Origin of the sequence: Candidatus Rhodoblastus alkanivorans, assembly GCF_022760755.1 — a bacterium.
Lineage (GTDB): Bacteria > Pseudomonadota > Alphaproteobacteria > Rhizobiales > Beijerinckiaceae > Rhodoblastus > Rhodoblastus alkanivorans.
In genome coordinates, this window is the sequence record NZ_JAIVFP010000001.1 from 1,639,403 (window position 1) to 1,656,692 (window position 17,290).

Sequence of the window (17,290 nt, forward strand, 5' to 3'; positions counted from 1 at the left end):
GCTGGAGGTTGCAGACCCGCCGGGAATCGGCTTCGCTCCGGCGCGCGCTTTCCGCGCGTCTGGAGTCCGCGCCATGAAACTATACTTCTCTCCGACCTCGCCCTTTTCGCGAAAGGTGCGTATCGTCGCCGCTCTGCTGGGTTTCGACGACAAGATCGAATTGATCGGGACCGACACCGGCAATCCGCAGGACGTTATCCGCGTCAAGAATCCACTCGGCAAAATCCCGACGCTGGAGCGCGACGACGGCGTCTGCCTTTACGACAGCGCGGTGATCTGCGCTTATCTCGACGATCTTGCCGGCGGCGGGCGCGTCATCCCGAAAGAGCGCGAGGCGCGCTTTGCCGCGCTCACGCTCGAAGCCCTCGGGGACGGGATCGCCGACGCCAGCATTTTGCAGATTTATGAAAAGCGCATGCGCGCCGAAAGCGAATACAGCGCGAACTGGGTCGCGCATCAGCGCGACAAGGTCGAGCGCGCGCTCGTGGCGCTCGAAAGCGACCTGCCGGCGCAACCAAAGCCGGAAGTTGATGTCGGCGCGATCGCGCTGGCCTGCGCCTTGGGCTATCTCGATCTGCGTTTCGAGGGATTTTGGCGCGCGGACCATCCGCGTCTCGTCGCCTGGCTAGACGCCTTCGCCGCGGCGGTTCCCGCCTATACCGGGACTAAAGCCTGAAAAAAAGGTCCCGGCTTGGCGCCGGGACCAGCTTCGTCAGGCGTTGGAGCGGCGCCCTCGTCAAAACTTGTAGTTCAATCCGGCGCGCAGAATGTTCACATTCGCGCCAGCGCTCATATAGTTCGGGGTCGAATTGAAGTAATCGTTGCTGCCCAGCGAGGCATAGAGATATTCCGCCTTGGCGGTGATATGCGGGGTGATCGCATATTCCGCGCCGAGGCCAAGCGTCCAGCCATTGGCCCAGTACGACTGGTCGGCCACGGCGTGCGCCGGAATATTGTTCAGCACGCCGCGAATGTCGCCTCCGGCGTAGCCGCCCGTCCCGAAGACCAGGATGCGATCCATGGCGTAGCCGACACGGCCGCGGATGGTGGCGAGGTTCTGGATGATGCCGGTCGAGGCGACGCCCGGCGCCACCGACGCGTCGGACGCGATGCGCGACCAATCGTAATCGCCTTCCGCGCCGATCAGCAGGTTGCCCTGCTGATAATTGTAGCCGACCGTCGCGCCCATCAGCCAGCCGCTCGGACTGGAGCCGAGATAGGCCTGGCCGCTGCCGTTGAAATTGCCGAAGCCGGCGCCCGCGTTCAAGCCGGCGTAAAAGCCGCTCCAGGTGAAGGTGGACGGATAATCGTAATTGGACGCCGCCGCGCCATATGGCAGATCGGCGGCCTGCGCCAGCGAGGCGAAACAGATCGCCGCGCCTCCGATCAAGGCGATCGAAACCTTTTTCATGATTCCACTCCGGATCGAGGCCCTTGAACGGCCTGTCTGGAGCGATTTAGGATGGTAAAGGTAATTGGAGTGTAAAAATAAATGGTTTATGCAAATTAGGAAATATGTTGAGGAGACGGCGAATAATGAGTTAAATGGAGATAGCCATGTTTAACCAAAATATGGCAAGTTTAGTTGGTTTATTTATGCTGACAGTGGTGAAGATTGCGCTGTCGCAATAAATTTTATGAAAAATATGTTGGTTAATAAGGCGCGCGCCTACGCAAGGGCGCTCGCTGAAACGACGGGTCGATGTCTGTTCCTATCGAGTGCATCCAAGACGTTCCATGGTAAAGGCCGTCATTGCAAGGAGCGATAGCGACGCGGCGATCCAGGCAGCTTTTCGGCAGGTTGAATAGTGGATTGCTTGGCCGGAGCCCGGCGCAAGCGCCGGGCGTAAATCCATCAACCTGCGGCGTGCAAAGTGCGCGCCCGATGGCTCGCACTGACGGCGCAATCGCGATCAATCCGCGCTCGGCAGCCGCCGCATGGTGAATTCGATCTGGCCGTCGGCGAGTTCGCGCCAGGATTCGATTTCGGTCATGTAGGCGGCCTTGGGGAAGGAGGCGAAAATTTCGCGCGCCTTTTCACGCGCCTTTTCGCGGGGCAGCACAAAGGATTCCCGCTTGAATCCATCCGCCCGCCGCTGGCCCGAGGCCCGCCGCGGATTTCCCGCCACGCGCGCGGCGATATCGCCCGGTTTTTCGTTCTTGACGGCCATATGCTGCTCCGGCCCGCCGAAAGTTAATCCAATCGGCGTGGCCGCGTCCAGTTGGATTCGTGGGGCTGGCTGGCGCAGGCGGCGTCGATCAGGGCGGCGATCCTTTTGGGGTCCTGCGGAAAACCCGCGCGGATCCAGGTCGCCTGGAGGCGCTTGAGGGCCGCGCCGAGCCCGGCGCCCTGTCTGACGCCGCGCGAAAGGAGGTCGGCGGCGGCGAAGGGCGCTTTCGGCGCCGGCGTGTCGCGCAGAAAAACGTCGGCGGAAAGGAACGCCCTGTCGTCCGGCGCCGCCGGACTTTCCGCCTGAATTAGGAGCAGCCCGTCGCGGGCGGCTTGGACGCCATGCAGGAAAAGCTGCTCGCGCAATTGCGCCGGGGCAGGGGCCTGGGACGCGCCGTGCCAGGCGGCGGCGACCTCGGCCATCGCCGTCAGGCGGCGTTTTTGCGCCCGCGACAGGCGCAAGGCCTCGGCCAGACGATCGGCGTCGCTTGGGGAGTGTAGCGCCAGCGCGGCGAGCGAGAGGAGCGCGTCCGCCACGCCGCGCGCGGCGAAATTTCCGGCGAGGCGGCGACAGCGCGCCGGCCAGGGCGCGACATGGAGAAAGGCCAGCAGGCCCGCCTGGCTCATGGTCTCGATGACGGCGGCGGAGCGGGGAACGGACAGGATTTTCAGCAATTCCCCGCCTAGCCTCTCGCGCGACAGATGCTCCATGCCGTCGCGCAGGGCGACGCAGGCGGCAAAACCCTCGGCGTCGAGAGGCTCCTCGCCGTAGCAGGCCGAAAAGCGGAAAAAGCGCAGGATGCGCAAGAAATCCTCGGCGATGCGCTGGCGCGGGTCGCCGATGAAGCGCACATGGCGCCGGGCGAGGTCGTCCAGGCCGCCGACATAATCGTAAATCCGGCCGTGCGAATCCACCGACAAGGCGTTGATGGTGAAATCGCGCCGTCGCGCGTCGGCGGCGAAATCGCGGCCGAACCGCACCTTGGCGCGGCGCCCGTCGGTCTCGACATCTTCGCGCAGCGAGGTGATTTCGAAATGAGCGCTGTCGAGGATCACCGTGATCGTGCCATGTTCGATGCCGGTTGGCGCGACCCGCAAGCCGGCGCGCTCAGCCTTGGCGACGACGACATCGGGCGTGGCGGCGACGGCGAGATCGACATCGGCGACCGGCGCCCCGAGCAGGGCGTTGCGCACGGCGCCGCCGACCACCCGCAATTCCTCGCCTTCGAGCGCGGCGAATAATCTTTTCAGCGCCGGGCGGTCGAGCAGCGCCCTGATCGCGGATTGGGTTTCGGCCGTCACTCGAAGCGCCCCGGCGTCAGGCGGCCGTGTTCGATATGGGCGGGCACATAGACGCCCGACCGGTTTGAACCGGCGAAGCCTGCATAGAGAAAGCCGGCGATGACCAAGGCGAAGCCGGAAAGAGTAAGCCAGAACAGCCGACCTCGCGACCAATGGGCGACAAGCAGCGGGTGGCGGGCGCGCAGGACCAGAAAAAGGGCGTAGACGAGAAAGGGCGCGGCGAACAGGCCGAGCGATTCGAACAGCGATCGCGCCATAATTAGACTCGCTCCGACTCTGAACCTGGCTGAGCGAAACCCGACGAGACGCGGTCGGCCGCCGTCTGACCAAAGTTCATTTGCAATCCGTATCGTAACCGCTTCCCGGCCTGAGGGAATCCGCCAGATGCGCGACCACGGCGTCATATTTCGCCTTTTCCGCTTTCGGATATTCGATGTCGAGGTCGTTCCACACCTTGTTTCCGCATGAAAGGATTGCCTTCCGGTAAAAGATCTTGCCGCCGCGCAGGCCGGAAACGACGATCCAATCGCCTTTTCGCGCCGTATAGGTCACGGTTTCGCCTTCGAGGGGCCGGGCTTTTTCCGCGAATTCCTCCTCGCGGCCTTCAAGCGCGAAAATTCCGGATATCGTCAGGCGCGCCCGGCCGTCAGACGATGTGAACGCCCGTCCGTCATTGTTTTCCGGCGCCGGCTCCACCTTCCAGTCGGCGGGATAGTCGGCGGTCGCCCCGAAACGGCTGTTGTGATAGAGGCGCCATTGCGCCGCGGCCGCGCCCCATCCGGTCAAGATCATGCCGGCCGACGCCAGCGCCAGAACCGTTCGGCGCGCCAATTTCGCTCCCCTCGCCCGCGGCTTCAGAGATAAAGCCTTTCGTAGAGATTGCGGATCATGCCCGCCGTCGCGCCCCATATATAGCGGTTTTCATAGGGCATGGCGTAAAATTGCCGCCGTCGGCCCTGCCATTCCCGGAACTGGCGCTGGTGGTTGGCGGCGTTCATCAAAAAGGACAGGGGCGTCTCGAACACGTCCTCGACTTCCTGCGGGTTGGGGGCGAGTTCGAGCGGCGGGCGGATGAGGCCGACGAGGGGAAAGACCCGGAAGCCGGTGCTGGTCTGATAGGGATCGAGACAGCCGAGAATCTCGACTTGCGCGCGGAAAAGGCCGATTTCCTCCTCCGCCTCGCGCAGCGCCGCCTCCAGCGGCGATTCGCCGGGCTCGATCTTGCCGCCGGGAAAAGCGATCTGGCCGGAATGTTCGCGCAACGAGCCTGCGCGCTGGGTCAAAAGAAGCGAAACGCCGTCGCCATGGGCGACGATGGGCGCGAGCACGGCGGCCGGGCGGGCCGGGGCGGGCAGAAGGGCGGTCGCGCCGCCCATGGGCTCGTCGAGCCTGTGGTCGCCGTGATGGGGACGGGTCGCCGGATCGAAGGCTTCTTCCGGCCAGTTATGCCGCAGTTTACCGCGGGCGCGCGCCAGAAAGTCGCGAGAATCGAAAGATCTGCCTTCGAAGGAGGTCATGTCAGGTCCGCGATGTCGCGCATCGGCGCCATGGCGAAAAAGGCGCCGTGCGAAAAGACGCCGAACATTTCCTCGCCTTCGACGATCCGGGATTCTCCCCAGGCGACGAGATCATAGAACAAGGCGCGCTTGACCAGCGCCCACAAATCGCCGCGCACCAGCGCATAGGGCTTGAGGCCGCCGCTCTCGCCGGGCAGGAATTTCAATGGATGTTGCGCGGAAATCTCCACCCAATCGTCGACATTGGTGCGCAGTCGCAACTTCTGGCCCTTGCCTTCGCCTTCGCGTAAAAATTCGACGCCGAGGAAAGGCGCGTCCTCGACCACGATGCCGACGCGCTCGACGGGCGTCACCAGCACGAATCGCTCGGGGTCCTTGCGCAGCACGTTGGAAAAGAGTTTGACCAGCGCCGGCCGGCCGATCGGCGTGCCGTTATAGAACCAGGTCCCGTCGCGGGCGATGCGCATGTCGATCTCGCCGCAATAGGGCGGGTTCCACAGATGGACGGGCGCCGGCCCGCCGCGTGATTCGCGCGCGGCGGCGAGGCCGCGCAAAGGATCGGTCGGGGCGCCCGGCCTGGCTTCGGGGAGATCGTTCATCGCAGCACGTCAAAGGCCAGTCGCCGCCTTGATTTGGCGGCATTTTGCGTCGTGAATGGCGGGCCGGCGCCGATTGCCTGTTTATCCGCCGGCAAGAGCCAGACTATATTGGCGTCGCCGGCCCGACAATCGCCGCCAGCATATTTGGAGACCCAGTGGCATGAACGCCGAACCCGCCCTTCGCGCCGAGACCATTCCCGTCAGCGACAGCGAGATCGAGGCCAGGGCCGAACAGGCGCTTGATCTGCTGGCGGCGGCGCGCGAGGCGATCGGCGGCGCGATCTTCGGCCAGGAGCTGGTGGTCGAGGAGGCTCTCGTGACCATTCTCTCTGGCGGCCATGGGCTGTTCGTCGGCGCGCCCGGCCTCGCCAAGACCCTTCTCGTCGAAACGCTCGGCCGCGTGCTGGGCCTGCACGCCAATCGCGTGCAGTTCACGCCGGACCTGATGCCGACCGACATTCTCGGTTCGGAAGTGCTGGAGGAGGGCGTCGACCATCGCCGCGCCTTCCGTTTCATCAAGGGGCCGATTTTCGCCCAGCTCCTGATGGCCGACGAGATCAACCGCGCGAGCCCGCGCACCCAGTCGGCTTTGTTGCAGGCGATGCAGGAATATCACGTCACTATCGCCGGCGAGCGCTACGATCTGCCGAAGCCCTTCCATGTGCTGGCGACCCAGAACCCGCTCGAGCAGGAAGGCACCTATCCGCTGCCCGAGGCGCAGCTCGACCGTTTCCTGATGCAGATCGACGTGCCCTATCCGGAGCGCGACGCCGAGCGGCGCATCCTGATCGAAACGACCGGACGGACGCGTCCGGCGCCGGCGCAGGTCATCGACGCCCAGGGCCTGATGGACATTCAGACTTTGGTGCGGCTGATGCCGGTCGGCGCCTCGGTGGTGGACTGCATCCTCGACCTCGTCCGCGCCGTGCGCCCCGGCGACGGCGACCCGGTTCTCACCCAGCATATCGCCTGGGGTCCCGGCCCACGCGCCGCGCAATCCTTGATGCTCGCCTGCCGCGCCCGCGCGCTCGCGCGGGGACGGCTCGCGCCGAGCAAGGCCGATGTTCTCGCGCTCGCCGCCCCGGTGATGAAACATCGCATGGCGCTAACCTATAGCGCCCGGGCCGACGGCGAAACCGTCGACGGGGTCATTGAGCGTCTGAAGCAAAGATTCGCCTGATGGCTGCAAACGCCCGGAACGGCTACGTCTTTCGTCCGCGCGAGGCGGCGCGGCCCGATCATGAAAAACGAATCCAGGCGCTCGATCTCGCGCGCCGGCTGCCGGCGCTGACGCTCTCGGCGCGGCAGGCGGCCGCTTCCGCCCAGGCCGGGCTGCATGGGCGCAGGCGGGCGGGCGCGGGTGAGAATTTCTGGCAGTTCCGGCCCTTCATTCCAGGCGAAGCGGCGCAGAATGTCGATTGGCGCCGCTCCGCGCGCGACGACCGGCTCTACGTCCGCCAGCGCGAATGGGAAGCGGCGCAGGTTTTGTGGGTTTGGGCCGATCTTTCGGGCTCGATGAATTATTGCTCGCCGCTCAGCGCCCAATCCAAACTCGACCGCGCCCTGATCCTGGCGCTGGCCCTGGCCGATTCCGCCGTGCGCGCCGGCGAGCGCGCCGGCTGGCTCGGCCTGACAAGGCTGTCGGCGGCGCGCGACATCGTGGACAGCCTTGCCGTGGCGCTGGTCGCGGAAGCGCGGCTCAATGGCGAGCTTTTCGAGGATCTGCCGCAGGCCGCCGCGCCCTTGCGTCCGCGCGAAAAGGCCGCGCTGATCGGCGATTTCCTGGTCGAGCCGGCGGCATTTGCCGCCTGCCTGCAACGGCTGAGCATCCAGGGCGCGCGCGGGCACGTCCTGATGGTCTATGATCCCGCGGAAGAAGCTTTTCCGTTTTCCGGCCAGACCGAATTCTATGACGAAGCCGGAGATTTGCTGCGCGCCGGCCGCGCCGAGGATTATGTCGCGCCTTATCGCGCCCGGCTCGCGGCCCATCGCGAGGCCCTGTCGGCGGCGGCGCGCGCGCAAGGGTGGACCTTCGCCGTCCATTCCACCGTGCGCCCGGCCTCGGAGGCCCTGCTCAATTTGCGGCTCGCGCTGACCGCGGATGGGACGCGATGAGCCTGTTGTCGCTGTCTTTCGCGTCGCCCTGGCTACTGCTGGTCCTCGCCGGCGCGCCGCTGCTTTATCTCCTGCTGCGGGTCACGCCGCCGCCGCCGCAACGGGTCGCCTTCCCGCCGCTGAAACTCATCCTCGACCTGAAAAAGCCCGACGCGACCCCAGCGCGCACGCCCCTTTGGCTGCTGCTGCTGCGCATGGCGCTCGCCGCGGCGGTCGTGCTCGCCATGGCCGGGCCGATGCTGACGCCGCCGGGCGTCGCGGCCTTGAAGAAGGGGCCGCTGCTGTTGCTGGTGGACGACGGCTGGACCGCCGCGAGCGACTGGACCTTGCGCATGGATGGCGCCGAATCGCGGCTCCAGGCGGCTATTCGCGACGGGCGCGCGGCGGCGGTCCTCGCCTTTTCCGAGCCGCCGGCGGAAGGGCTCACGGCGCAGGACGCGGCGGGCGCCCTGAGCCGGCTGCGGGCGCTCAAGCCCAAAGCCTTCCTGCCCGCCCGCGCGCCGGCGCTCGGCGCGATCGCCGCTTTCCTCAAGGCCCATCCGGCGGCAGAAATCGTCTGGGTGACCGACGGGCTGGACGATGCCGACGGCGCTTCTTTCGCCGCGCGGCTCGCGGCGCTGGCGCCGGAGGCCGAAATCCTGCGCGATCCGCGCGGCGTGCGGGTCATTGCGAGCGCCGACAATGGCGTCGCGACGCTCGAGGCGCATCTCTTGCGCTCGGCCGCGCCAAGCAAGACGTCCTTGCCTTCGGCGGGGCGGGTGCGTGCTCTGGACGCCAAGGGCGCCTCGCTCGGCGACGCCGATTTCGATTTCGGCAATGGCCTTGCCACCAAAGCCTCCTTTGATCTTCCGGTGCAATTGCGCAACGAAATCGCGCGGCTCGAGATTCTCGGCGCGCATTCGGCTGGCGCCGTGCTGCTGCTCGACGCCGGTTCGCGGCGCCGGCGCGTCGGTCTGGTCGCGGGGGAAATGGGCGAGCAGCCGCTGCTGTCGTCGCTTCATTATCTGCGCGACGCGCTCTCGCCCTTCGCCGATTTGCGCGAGGCCAAGCCCGGCGCCGCCGATCCGATCGGCCAATTGCTCGACGAGGGCGTGGACGTGCTGATCCTCGCCGACGTCAACGCCGCCGCGCCGGCCGTGCGCAAGCGTCTCGACGCCTTTCTCGCCTCGGGCGGCACGCTGTTGCGCTTCGCCGGGCCGCATCTTGCCGCCGCGCGCGGTGACGATCTGTTCCCGACCCGCCTGCGGCGCAGCGGGCGCACGCTCGGCGGCGCGATGTCATGGGAAAGGCCCAAGCCGCTGGCGCCTTTCGACCAATCGAGCCCCTTCTTCGGCCTGAGCCCGCCGCATGAGGTGACGGTGTCGCGTCAGGTGCTGGCCGAACCGGAGGAGGGTCTGCCGGCAAAAACCTGGGCGCGGCTCGCCGACGGCACCCCTCTCGTCACCGCCGAGCGGCGGGGCCCGGGAACGCTCGTCCTGTTTCATGTCACGGCGGACCCGAGCTGGTCCAATCTGCCTATGTCGGGCCTGTTCGTGGACATGCTGAAGCGGATTGTCGATCGCGCCGGCTATGTCGCCAGGACGAGCGGGCCGGGCGCGGAGACCCAGGCCTTTCTGGCGCCCTTGAAAATTCTCGACGGCTTTGGCGTGGCCGGCGCGCCGCCGGCGAGCGTCAAGCCTTTACCGGCCAAAGGCGTTTCTATTCCGAGCGCCGATCATCCGGCCGGGCTTTACGGGCCGGCCGCCGCGCCGCGCGCGCTCAACGCCTTCAACCGCAATATGAAATTGACGCCGCTCGACTTTTCCGGCCTCAAACTGCGCCTCGTCGATCTGTCCGGACCGCGCCCGGTCGATCTGCGGCCGCCGCTGCTGATCCTCGCCTTTGTGCTGGCTCTGGCGGATGCGCTCGCCATGATCTGGCTCGGCGGCCGTTGGCGGCGCCAAGTTGGTCCTGCCAAAGCCGGGCCAGCGATCGCGGGCCTTGCTCTGCTGCTTGCCCTGGCGCCGCCGCCGGCCAAGGCCGAAGTTCATAGCCCGCGCGACATTCAGGCCGCGCTCACCACCAGTCTCGCCTATGTCGTCACCGGCGACCCGCGGGTGGACCGCATCAGCCGCCAGGGGCTTTATTCGCTTTCCCAGACTTTGGCCGAGCGGACCTCCTTCGTGCCGGGCCAGCCCCAGGCGATCGATCCCGCCCATGATGAACTGGCCTTCTATCCTCTGCTTTACTGGCCCGTCGCGCCGGACCGGCCGCAGCCCACGCCTGAGGTCGCGCGGCGGATCGAGGCCTATATGAAACAGGGCGGGCTGGTCTTGTTCGACACCCGCGACGCCGGCATGCAGGTTCCGGGCGGTCCGCCGACCCCGGCGCATGTCTGGCTGCAGAATTTCCTGAAAAACATCGATCTTCCGCCGCTGGAGCCGGCGCCGGCGAACCATGTCGTCTATCGCACCTTCTATATTCTCGACAATTTCGCCGGCCGCACCGAAAACGGCCCGACCTATATCGAAGCCTTGCCGCCGGAACGGGAAAAGGAGAACAGGCCCGCGCTCGCCAGCGACGGCGTCTCGCCGATCATCGTCGCCTCGAACGATCTCGCCGCCGCCTGGGCCGGCGACCCGGCCGGCGAGGGGCTCTATCCGCTGACCCCCGGCGGCGCCCGCCAGCGCGAAATGGCTCTGCGCGGCGGTGTGAATATCGTGATGTACACGCTGACGGGCAATTACAAGGCCGATCAGGTCCATGTCCGTGAATTGCTGGAAAGGCTCAGCCGGTGAAGGAGTTCGGCCTCGCCTTCGCGCCGCTCGCGCCGCTCTGGCTCATTTCGCTGTTCGCCCTGCTCGCGGCGGCGCTGGTCGCCGCCGCCTTTGTCTTGCGGCGCCGCGGCGCGATGCTGCGCCTGTTGGTCTTCACCGCCTTGCTCGGCGCGCTGGTCAATCCGTCGCTGGTCGAGGAAAAGCGCGAGCCCTTGCGCGATGTGGTCGCGGTGGTGGTGGACCATAGCGCCTCTCAGAACTTCGGCCATCGCCGCGCCCAGACCGAAGAGGCGCGCGCCGCGCTCGCGAAGGAGCTGAAGCGTCTCGACAATGTCGAGGTCCGGTTCATCAGCGCAGGAGCGGTTGGCGACTGCCAGAGCGACTGCGCGAAGAACGCAGGAGCGGTTGGCGACTGCCAGAGCGATTGCGCGAAGAAGGCGGGAGCGGTTGGCGACTGCCAGAGCGACTGCCCGAAAGACTCGGGAGCGGAAGCAAGCGCCGCCGATGGCGAGGAGGGCACACGGCTGTTTTCGGCGCTCAACGCCGGCCTCGCCGATGTCGCCTCCTCGCGGCTCGGCGCCGTCATCATGGTGACGGACGGACAGGTCCACGACATTCCGCCTTCGCTCGCCGCCGCCAATCTCAAGGCGCCTTTGCATGTCCTCGTCACCGGCGACGACGCGGAGCGCGACCGCCGCATCGAACTGGTCGAGGCGCCGCGTTTCGGCCTGATCGGCAAGGACATCACTTTCAAGGTCAAGGTCGACGAGACCAATGGCCCGGGCGATCCCGTGCCGGTGACGGTGCGGCGCAACGGCGACGTCGTGACCCGGGTGCTGGCGCAGCCGGGAGAGCCGTTGAAAATCCCGGTCAAGCTCGATCACGGCGGCAAGAACGTGCTCGAATTCGACGCCGAGCCTCTTGCCGGCGAACTCACCGGGGTCAACAACAAGGCGGTGGCGACCGTCGACGGCGTCCGCGACCATTTGAAGGTTCTGCTGGTTTCAGGCGAGCCCAACCCGGGCGAGCGCGCCTGGCGCAACCTGCTGAAAGCCGACGCCAATGTCGAACTGGTCCATTTCACCATCCTGCGCCCGCCGGAGAAGCAGGACGGCACGCCGCTGCGCGAACTGGCGCTGATCGCCTTTCCGACCGCGGAACTGTTCGGGCGCAAGATCGTCGATTTCGACCTGATCGTATTCGACCGCTATTCCAACATGGGCCTGCTGCCGCCGACCTATTTCGACAATATCGTGCGCTATGTCCGCAGGGGCGGGGCCATGGCCATTGTCGCCGGGCCGAATTTTTCCCAGCCCGACGGGCTGTTTTACACGCCGATTGGCAATGTCGTTCCGGCGGAGCCGACCGGCGACGTCGTCGAGACGCCTTTCCGCGCCGCGCTGACCGAGATCGGCAAGCGCCATCCCGTGACCCGCGACCTGCCGGGCGGTCAAAGCAAGCCGGCGGGCTGGAGCGAATGGTTCCGGCTGGTCAAGGCGACGCCTTTGCGCGGCGCCTCGGTGCTGTCCGGGGCCGGCGGCGCGCCGCTGCTGGTGCTGTCGCGCGAGGGCAAGGGCCGGGTCGCTCTGCTCCTTACCGACCAGAGCTGGCTGTGGGCGCGCGGCTTTGAAGGCGGCGGCCCTTATGCCGATCTGATGCGCCGCACCGCCCATTGGCTGATGAAGGAGCCTGAACTGGAGGAGGAGGCCTTGCGCGCCACCGCGCGCGGCCGCGAATTGACGATCGAGCGCCAGACTTTGGGCGACAAGGCGGACCCGGTCCATCTGGTCGCGCCCTCCGGCAAGGCGCAGGACATCGTTCTGGCGCGCGCCGAGCCGGGTCTGTTTCGCGCGCAGGTCAAGGCGCAGGAGTTCGGCCTCTATCGCGCCAGCGAGGACGGCCTGAAGGCGCTGGTCAATGTGGGGCCCGAAAATCCGCTCGAATATCGCGACGTGGTCTCCACCACGGAAAAATTGCGGCCCTTGGCCGAGGCGACCGGCGGTTCGGCGCGCCGCATCGGATCGCCGGGAACAAGCGCGATCACCATGCCGCGCATCGTCGCCATGGGCGACAGCCCGGTCTATGCGGGCTCGGACTATATCGGAATCCGCCGCACCGAATCGAGCGTGGCGCGCGGGGTCAAAATGACGCCGCTGGCGATCGGCTGGTTCGGCCTGCTGGTCCTGCTCGGCGCCCTGGCTACGGCCTGGGCGTGGGAGGGCTTGCGCGGAAGATCGGCGAGGGGATGAGCGGCCGGCGCACAAATTCCCCGGCCCCCCGCTCAGGTTTCGCCGAAAGGCGCCCGCCCGGGTAACTTAGCCGCCGATGGATCGCAGCGGATTTCTTTTGTTGGCGCTGTTGGTGCATTTCTCGGCAAAACGCGGGGTCATCCAGAACCGGAAGCGCAAAAGAACCATGAAAATGCGGTAGACGAAAAGGTCGTATTGAGCCCGGATTGGATTTGCTCGGACCGCAGCGAGTTGTTGGGCGAGTCCGCTCGCGAACTTGTTTCTCTCGGCAAGCGCTTTTTCCAAACGAGCAATCAGAGCGTCGCGGCGGGCAATGGCTTTCTTCGACGCCGCCAGACCTCGGTCGCGATCAGTCAGCGCGTCCTCTAGCCCGGCCACGCGTTCGTCGCGATCGGCGAGCGCAGGTTCGAGTCCGGCCATGCGTTCGTCGCGATCGGCGAGCGCGGCGGCAAGCTCCCCCACGCGCCTTTCCTTCTCGGCAAGGAGTGGAGCGCCGACGTGGATGGCGGCGGTGTTGAACGCCTCGCGAATGCCATCAAGTTTCGTCAGCGCCGATGGATCGTTCGGATTGCGTTGAAGCGCCACCAAAGACCGGTAGGCGCCCTTCAGCCAGCTCGAAACGCCAGGATCGGTCAAAAGCGCATCCAGATCGCTTTGATGATGCCGGTGCGCCTCGTCGACGAAACAATCGATGTCCGCCTCGACGGAAGCATTGTTCCCCGCGTCGATGGCCAGGCTCGCCGCAATCCTTTCGGCGGTCAGGCGCGGTTCTTCGATCAATTCCTCATATGAGGAGAAGATACGGCAGGCTCCGCGCGTCGCCGCCTCCGCGTCGAGAGCATGGCGGAGCCAAATGAGATGCGAAAACCACGGCGGAAAGCCGTTGCGCTGCTGCAGCGAAGCCGCGACGGCGAGAGGATTGCGAAATGTGTGAACGAACTTGACCTCATAGCCGTTGGCTCGCATCAAATTGGCGTAAAACGGCGTGAACCGGCATATGCGAGGCTCTTTCACGACGATGAGCGGCGCATCTCCATATTCGTCCTTGATGATGCTCGAAACCTCGCTCCAATATCGGCCGCCGGGCATGAACGCCGTGTCGGCGAGGTCGAGCGCGCGCCAATCGTCCCAACTGCTCCCGAGATAGGCAAGCATTTCATCGTGAAGCGCGACGAGTCGTTCGGGCTCCCAATGGCCGGTCTCATTGCCGAGGCCGGGCCCCAGCACATGCGCCGGAAGTTCTGCGCCAAAAAGGCTGATCACGCGTGCGAGAGCGCTCGTGCCGGAACGGTGCATGCCGAGGATCAAGACACACACGCGGTTCGGCGTCGGGCCTATCCGTTTTATCGAAGACGGAGACTCCGCCGGCAAGGCCCCGCCTGGTGCGCACATATCTTTGTCCGGCTTGCGCGTTTCCGCGATTTCGGCAAAAACCAAAGCTTTTCGCTCCCTGCGCGATAGGAAGCTTTTCATTCTACCACGGCGAATTTACGGCAATGTTATATGGTTGTCACATTCTGTTTTCACTGGCGCCGGATCGCGGCGCGTCTTTCCGCCGCCGGAGGCGAAATCCGTGCGGCGCCGACGGGCGCAATTCATAAGAAGATTGTCTAAACCGCCGGGCGCACCGCGCCTTTATGACTTTGCAGCGCTCCCGGCTGAAGCTCGCAGAAGAGGATGCGGCCGGGATCGACCGGGCCCGGAAAGGCGAAATGGCCGAAGGGCGCGCGGACGAAACCCAGGCGCTCGTAAAGCGGCGGGTCTCCGACCAGAATGACGAGGCTATGTCCGGCGTCGCGCGCCGCGGAAAGCGACTTTTGCGCCAGGGCCTCGCCGAGCCCCTTGGCGCGGAAAGGCTCCTCAACCGTGAGCGGTCCAAGCAGCAGGGCCGGGGCGCCGCCGATGAGGATGCGGGTCATGGTGTTGGCGCCGACCAGCATGCCGCCGATTCGCGCGAGAAAGGACAGGCTCCAGTCGGGCTCGACGCCCTCTCGCAGGCGATAGGCGGTTTTGGCGAAGCGGCCGGGGCCGAACGCGCGCTCCTCCAGTTTCAGGATCGCGGGGCGGTCGGCGGGCGTGGCGTTGGAATAATTGAGGGACAGGTCGGGCATGGCGGCGGTTTAGTCGCAAAAGGCTCCATCCGCAAATGACTTGATCGCCGCTTGAAACGAAAACGCCGGCCGCAGGGCGGCCGGCGTGGCAAACCGTCGCGGCGAAGGCTTATTTCTTGGAGCCGTCGGCCTTGAACTCGGAGATATAGGCCCAGACGTTTTCGCGGTCGGTCGCGTTCGGCAGGCCGGCGAAAGGCATCTTGTTGCCGGGGACCTTGGCCTTGGGGGAGGTGATATATTCCTCGAAATTCTTCTGGTCCCAGGTGAAGCCGGCGTTCTTCATCGCCTCGGAATAGCTATAGCCGGCCGCCGTGCCGACCTTGCGGCCGTCGAGGCCGTTCATATCGGGGCCGACGCCGTTCTTGGCGCCCGGGCCGATCTGGTGGCAGGCTCGGCACTTCATGAACACCTTGGCGCCCGCGGCGGGATCGCCCGCGGCAAGCGCGGAGGAAGAGATGAAAGCAAGAGCGGCAGCCGCCGGCAGCGCATGGATGAGCTTCATTTGACGTTTCCTTCCTGGAGGAATGGTTTCTCAAACCCCAACGTGAGCGGACTTCCCCGGCGCGGGGCCGGAGAATATCCTGCGCGCCGGAATCTAGGCCGTAGAAATGCCAATGACAATCGCTTCCGCTATTCTCGCGCCATCGACTTTGGCGCCTCCAATTGTCGCAGTGCGGCGCGACCATGGCTGATCTCGACGCCGCCCGCGCGTTCCTGCAGGCCCGGTTCGGCTTCGCCGATTTCCTGCCGGGGCAGGCTCCCGCGATTGAAGCCGCGCTCGACGGCGAGGACATTTTCGTCCTTGCGCCGACCGGCGCAGGAAAATCGCTGGTCTATCAACTACCTGCGCTTGTCCGCCCGGGTCTGACAGTGGTGGTCTCGCCGCTGGTCGCGCTGATGCGTGACCAGGCCGGGAAGCTCGCGGCGCTCGGGCTCCCCGCCGCCGCCCTCTATGCCGAGCTTGCGCCGCAGGAATATCGCCGGATTTGCGACGGCCTCGAATCGCGGCGGCTGCGGCTGCTTTACGTCTCGCCCGAGCGCCTCGTGGATTCCGGCGCGCTCGCCCTGCTGCGCGCGGCGGATGTGCGCGCGCTCGCGGTGGACGAGGCCCATTGCGTTTCGCAATGGGGCCACGATTTCCGCCCCGACTATCGCCGAATCGCGGCGACCGCCGATTTGCTCGGCCGCCCCCAGATCATCGCGACCACGGCCACGGCGTCGCCGCGCGCCCGGGAGGACATTGTCGAAAACCTGTTCGTCCGGCCGCCGCGGCTTTTCGTCGGCTCGTTCCGCCGGCCGGCGATCGCCCTCGCGGCGCTCGTCCGCGACCGCGACCGCCTCGGCCAGATCGTGAATCTGGTCAGGGCCCGGCGCGGCCGCAGCGGAATCGTCTATTGCCGGACGCGCGAGGCGGCGGATCGCGTCGCCGTGGCGCTGATGGGCGCGGGGCTGGCGGCGGCGTCCTATCACGCCGGCCTGCCGGCGGAACTACGCGCGGCGCGCCAGGACGAATTTCTCGAGCGCTCCGACCTGACGATCGTGGCGACCATCGCCTTCGGCCTCGGCGTGGACAAGCCCGACGTGCGCTTCGTTATCCATTACGATGCGCCGGAGGATCTTGAAACGCTCTATCAGGAAAGCGGCCGCGCGGGCCGCGACGGCCTGCCGGCGGAGGCGGTGGCGCTCTATTCGCCCCGCGCCATGGCGCAGTTGCGCGCCGCGCGCTTCGATCTGGCGCGGCTCGATCCCGCGGCGGCCGAGCGGGCGCGCGCGCTGCCGGATTATTTCCTGGGCGAGACCTGCCGCGAACAGGCCTTGCTCCGGGCGCTGGGCGAGGCGGCGCCGCCTTGCGGGCGCTGCGACAATTGCCATCGCGGCGGGTCGGCGGCGCGGCGCGCGGCGCGATTTTTCCGCGCCGCGCCGCGGGAGGCGTGGAGCCTGGCGCGCCATGGCCTGACCAGCGGATTTGCGGCCCTTTTCCCGGGGCCGGCGACGGCGGTGGAAACGCCCGCGCCGGCCCCCGAGCCGGCAGGGGAGGACTGGACGCGCGGGCGCAAGATTCTCACCGTCGAGCAGTCGCGGCGACTCGAACGTCTGCGCGCGGCGCGTCTGGCCATCGCGCGCAAGGCCCGGCTCGCGCCCGTCCGGATCATCGGCGACGAAGCGTTGATTCGCATGGTCGATTCGCCGCCAGCGAGCCTTCCCGAGTTGGTCGCTGCTTACGGCGATGCAAGCGGATTTTTGGCGCGATACGGCATTTCTCTTGTTGAAAGCGCAGTTATCGACAATGTCTAAGCTTGCACACGCTGCAAGTTGTATTTCACGCTGATTCGCGTTGCCTTCGGAAGGCCACGAAATTTTCACTATTCGGTCCGCATAGCTTCCAACATAACATTTCGGCGCGTTAACCTTTGTTAGGATTTCCATGCGTGTTGTCGCTCGCGGGCGCGACGCCTATCGGAATGTTCCAA

General features: G+C 66.2%; 17 protein-coding genes. 7 read left to right on the top strand and 10 right to left on the bottom strand.

The genetic code is table 11. From position 1 onward, the window contains the following. Positions 1-73: 73 nt before the first annotated feature. The gene (locus K2U94_RS07565) at positions 74-676 is read left to right on the top strand and encodes a glutathione S-transferase family protein (RefSeq protein WP_243066623.1); all 603 of its coding nucleotides are present in this window, start codon (positions 74-76) and stop codon (positions 674-676) included. A 60-nt stretch (positions 677-736) separates the two neighbouring features. Here K2U94_RS07565 and K2U94_RS07570 read toward each other — a convergent pair whose 3' ends face one another. The 7 genes from K2U94_RS07570 to K2U94_RS07600 all read right to left on the bottom strand — a co-directional run bounded on the left by K2U94_RS07570 (position 737) and on the right by K2U94_RS07600 (position 5,588). Next, complete coding sequence (locus K2U94_RS07570) at positions 737-1,411, bottom strand: outer membrane protein (protein WP_243066624.1); 675 nt, start codon at positions 1,409-1,411, stop codon at positions 737-739. Positions 1,412-1,913: 502 nt separating this feature from the next. Next, a complete protein-coding gene (locus K2U94_RS07575; RefSeq protein ID WP_243066625.1) occupies positions 1,914-2,171 on the bottom strand; it encodes a hypothetical protein in 258 nt (85 codons plus the stop codon). A 23-nt stretch (positions 2,172-2,194) separates the two neighbouring features. After that, positions 2,195-3,472, bottom strand: coding sequence for a CCA tRNA nucleotidyltransferase (locus K2U94_RS07580; RefSeq protein WP_243066626.1), 1,278 nt, complete (start codon positions 3,470-3,472; stop codon positions 2,195-2,197). Continuing rightward, entirely contained in the window at positions 3,469-3,729 is a 261-nt protein-coding gene (locus tag K2U94_RS07585) for a DUF6111 family protein (protein WP_243066627.1), read from the bottom strand. The genes K2U94_RS07580 and K2U94_RS07585 overlap by 4 nt, the downstream gene beginning before the upstream one ends. A 76-nt stretch (positions 3,730-3,805) precedes the next feature. Beyond that, positions 3,806-4,303: a hypothetical protein gene (locus K2U94_RS07590; RefSeq protein WP_243066628.1), complete on the bottom strand. Its 498-nt coding sequence runs from the start codon at positions 4,301-4,303 to the stop codon at positions 3,806-3,808. Positions 4,304-4,326: 23 nt separating this feature from the next. Next, the gene (locus K2U94_RS07595; protein ID WP_243066629.1) at positions 4,327-4,989 is read right to left on the bottom strand and encodes a CoA pyrophosphatase; all 663 of its coding nucleotides are present in this window, start codon (positions 4,987-4,989) and stop codon (positions 4,327-4,329) included. Further along, positions 4,986-5,588: a DUF1285 domain-containing protein gene (locus K2U94_RS07600; protein ID WP_243066630.1), complete on the bottom strand. Its 603-nt coding sequence runs from the start codon at positions 5,586-5,588 to the stop codon at positions 4,986-4,988. The genes K2U94_RS07595 and K2U94_RS07600 overlap by 4 nt, the downstream gene beginning before the upstream one ends. A gap of 160 nt (positions 5,589-5,748) precedes the next feature. Between K2U94_RS07600 and K2U94_RS07605 the strand changes: the two genes are divergently transcribed. The 4 genes from K2U94_RS07605 to K2U94_RS07620 are packed head-to-tail and all read left to right on the top strand — an operon-like array spanning position 5,749 to position 12,708. Further along, a complete protein-coding gene (locus tag K2U94_RS07605; RefSeq protein WP_243066631.1) occupies positions 5,749-6,768 on the top strand; it encodes an AAA family ATPase in 1,020 nt (339 codons plus the stop codon). Beyond that, entirely contained in the window at positions 6,768-7,703 is a 936-nt protein-coding gene (locus tag K2U94_RS07610) for a DUF58 domain-containing protein (RefSeq protein ID WP_243066632.1), read from the top strand. Before K2U94_RS07605 ends, K2U94_RS07610 begins: the two co-directional genes overlap by 1 nt. Beyond that, a complete protein-coding gene (locus K2U94_RS07615) occupies positions 7,700-10,480 on the top strand; it encodes a DUF4159 domain-containing protein (RefSeq protein WP_243066633.1) in 2,781 nt (926 codons plus the stop codon). Before K2U94_RS07610 ends, K2U94_RS07615 begins: the two co-directional genes overlap by 4 nt. Beyond that, entirely contained in the window at positions 10,477-12,708 is a 2,232-nt protein-coding gene (locus tag K2U94_RS07620; RefSeq protein WP_243066634.1) for a hypothetical protein, read from the top strand. The genes K2U94_RS07615 and K2U94_RS07620 overlap by 4 nt, the downstream gene beginning before the upstream one ends. Positions 12,709-12,774: 66 nt before the next feature. On the opposite strand, the gene K2U94_RS07625 is transcribed toward K2U94_RS07620, so the two are convergent. Next, positions 12,775-13,488, bottom strand: coding sequence for a hypothetical protein (locus K2U94_RS07625; protein WP_243066635.1), 714 nt, complete (start codon positions 13,486-13,488; stop codon positions 12,775-12,777). A 150-nt stretch (positions 13,489-13,638) separates the two neighbouring features. Here K2U94_RS07625 and K2U94_RS07630 point away from each other — a divergent pair, with 150 nt between their 5' ends. Then, positions 13,639-14,169, top strand: coding sequence for a hypothetical protein (locus tag K2U94_RS07630; protein WP_243066636.1), 531 nt, complete (start codon positions 13,639-13,641; stop codon positions 14,167-14,169). A 149-nt stretch (positions 14,170-14,318) separates the two neighbouring features. Here the strand turns inward: K2U94_RS07630 and K2U94_RS07635 are convergent, their stop codons facing one another. Then, positions 14,319-14,819, bottom strand: coding sequence for a GNAT family N-acetyltransferase (locus K2U94_RS07635; RefSeq protein ID WP_243066637.1), 501 nt, complete (start codon positions 14,817-14,819; stop codon positions 14,319-14,321). A 109-nt stretch (positions 14,820-14,928) separates the two neighbouring features. Then, positions 14,929-15,321: a c-type cytochrome gene (locus K2U94_RS07640; protein ID WP_243066638.1), complete on the bottom strand. Its 393-nt coding sequence runs from the start codon at positions 15,319-15,321 to the stop codon at positions 14,929-14,931. 182 nt (positions 15,322-15,503) lie between these two features. Here K2U94_RS07640 and K2U94_RS07645 point away from each other — a divergent pair, with 182 nt between their 5' ends. Continuing rightward, complete coding sequence (locus K2U94_RS07645) at positions 15,504-17,114, top strand: RecQ family ATP-dependent DNA helicase (RefSeq protein WP_243066639.1); 1,611 nt, start codon at positions 15,504-15,506, stop codon at positions 17,112-17,114. The last annotated feature ends 176 nt before the right edge of the window (positions 17,115-17,290 follow it).

What these genes read in the sequence shown, in the direction of transcription:
- K2U94_RS07565 (WP_243066623.1), top strand. Translation starts at nt 74, where the DNA reads ATGAAACTATACTTCTCTCCGACCTCGCCCTTTTCGCGAAAGGTGCGT.
- K2U94_RS07570 (WP_243066624.1), bottom strand. Translation starts at nt 1,411, where the DNA reads ATGAAAAAGGTTTCGATCGCCTTGATCGGAGGCGCGGCGATCTGTTTC.
- K2U94_RS07575 (WP_243066625.1), bottom strand. Translation starts at nt 2,171, where the DNA reads ATGGCCGTCAAGAACGAAAAACCGGGCGATATCGCCGCGCGCGTGGCG.
- K2U94_RS07585 (WP_243066627.1), bottom strand. Translation starts at nt 3,729, where the DNA reads ATGGCGCGATCGCTGTTCGAATCGCTCGGCCTGTTCGCCGCGCCCTTT.
- K2U94_RS07595 (WP_243066629.1), bottom strand. Translation starts at nt 4,989, where the DNA reads ATGACCTCCTTCGAAGGCAGATCTTTCGATTCTCGCGACTTTCTGGCG.
- K2U94_RS07600 (WP_243066630.1), bottom strand. Translation starts at nt 5,588, where the DNA reads ATGAACGATCTCCCCGAAGCCAGGCCGGGCGCCCCGACCGATCCTTTG.
- K2U94_RS07605 (WP_243066631.1), top strand. Translation starts at nt 5,749, where the DNA reads ATGAACGCCGAACCCGCCCTTCGCGCCGAGACCATTCCCGTCAGCGAC.
- K2U94_RS07610 (WP_243066632.1), top strand. Translation starts at nt 6,768, where the DNA reads ATGGCTGCAAACGCCCGGAACGGCTACGTCTTTCGTCCGCGCGAGGCG.
- K2U94_RS07615 (WP_243066633.1), top strand. Translation starts at nt 7,700, where the DNA reads ATGAGCCTGTTGTCGCTGTCTTTCGCGTCGCCCTGGCTACTGCTGGTC.
- K2U94_RS07635 (WP_243066637.1), bottom strand. Translation starts at nt 14,819, where the DNA reads ATGCCCGACCTGTCCCTCAATTATTCCAACGCCACGCCCGCCGACCGC.
- K2U94_RS07640 (WP_243066638.1), bottom strand. Translation starts at nt 15,321, where the DNA reads ATGAAGCTCATCCATGCGCTGCCGGCGGCTGCCGCTCTTGCTTTCATC.
- K2U94_RS07645 (WP_243066639.1), top strand. Translation starts at nt 15,504, where the DNA reads ATGGCTGATCTCGACGCCGCCCGCGCGTTCCTGCAGGCCCGGTTCGGC.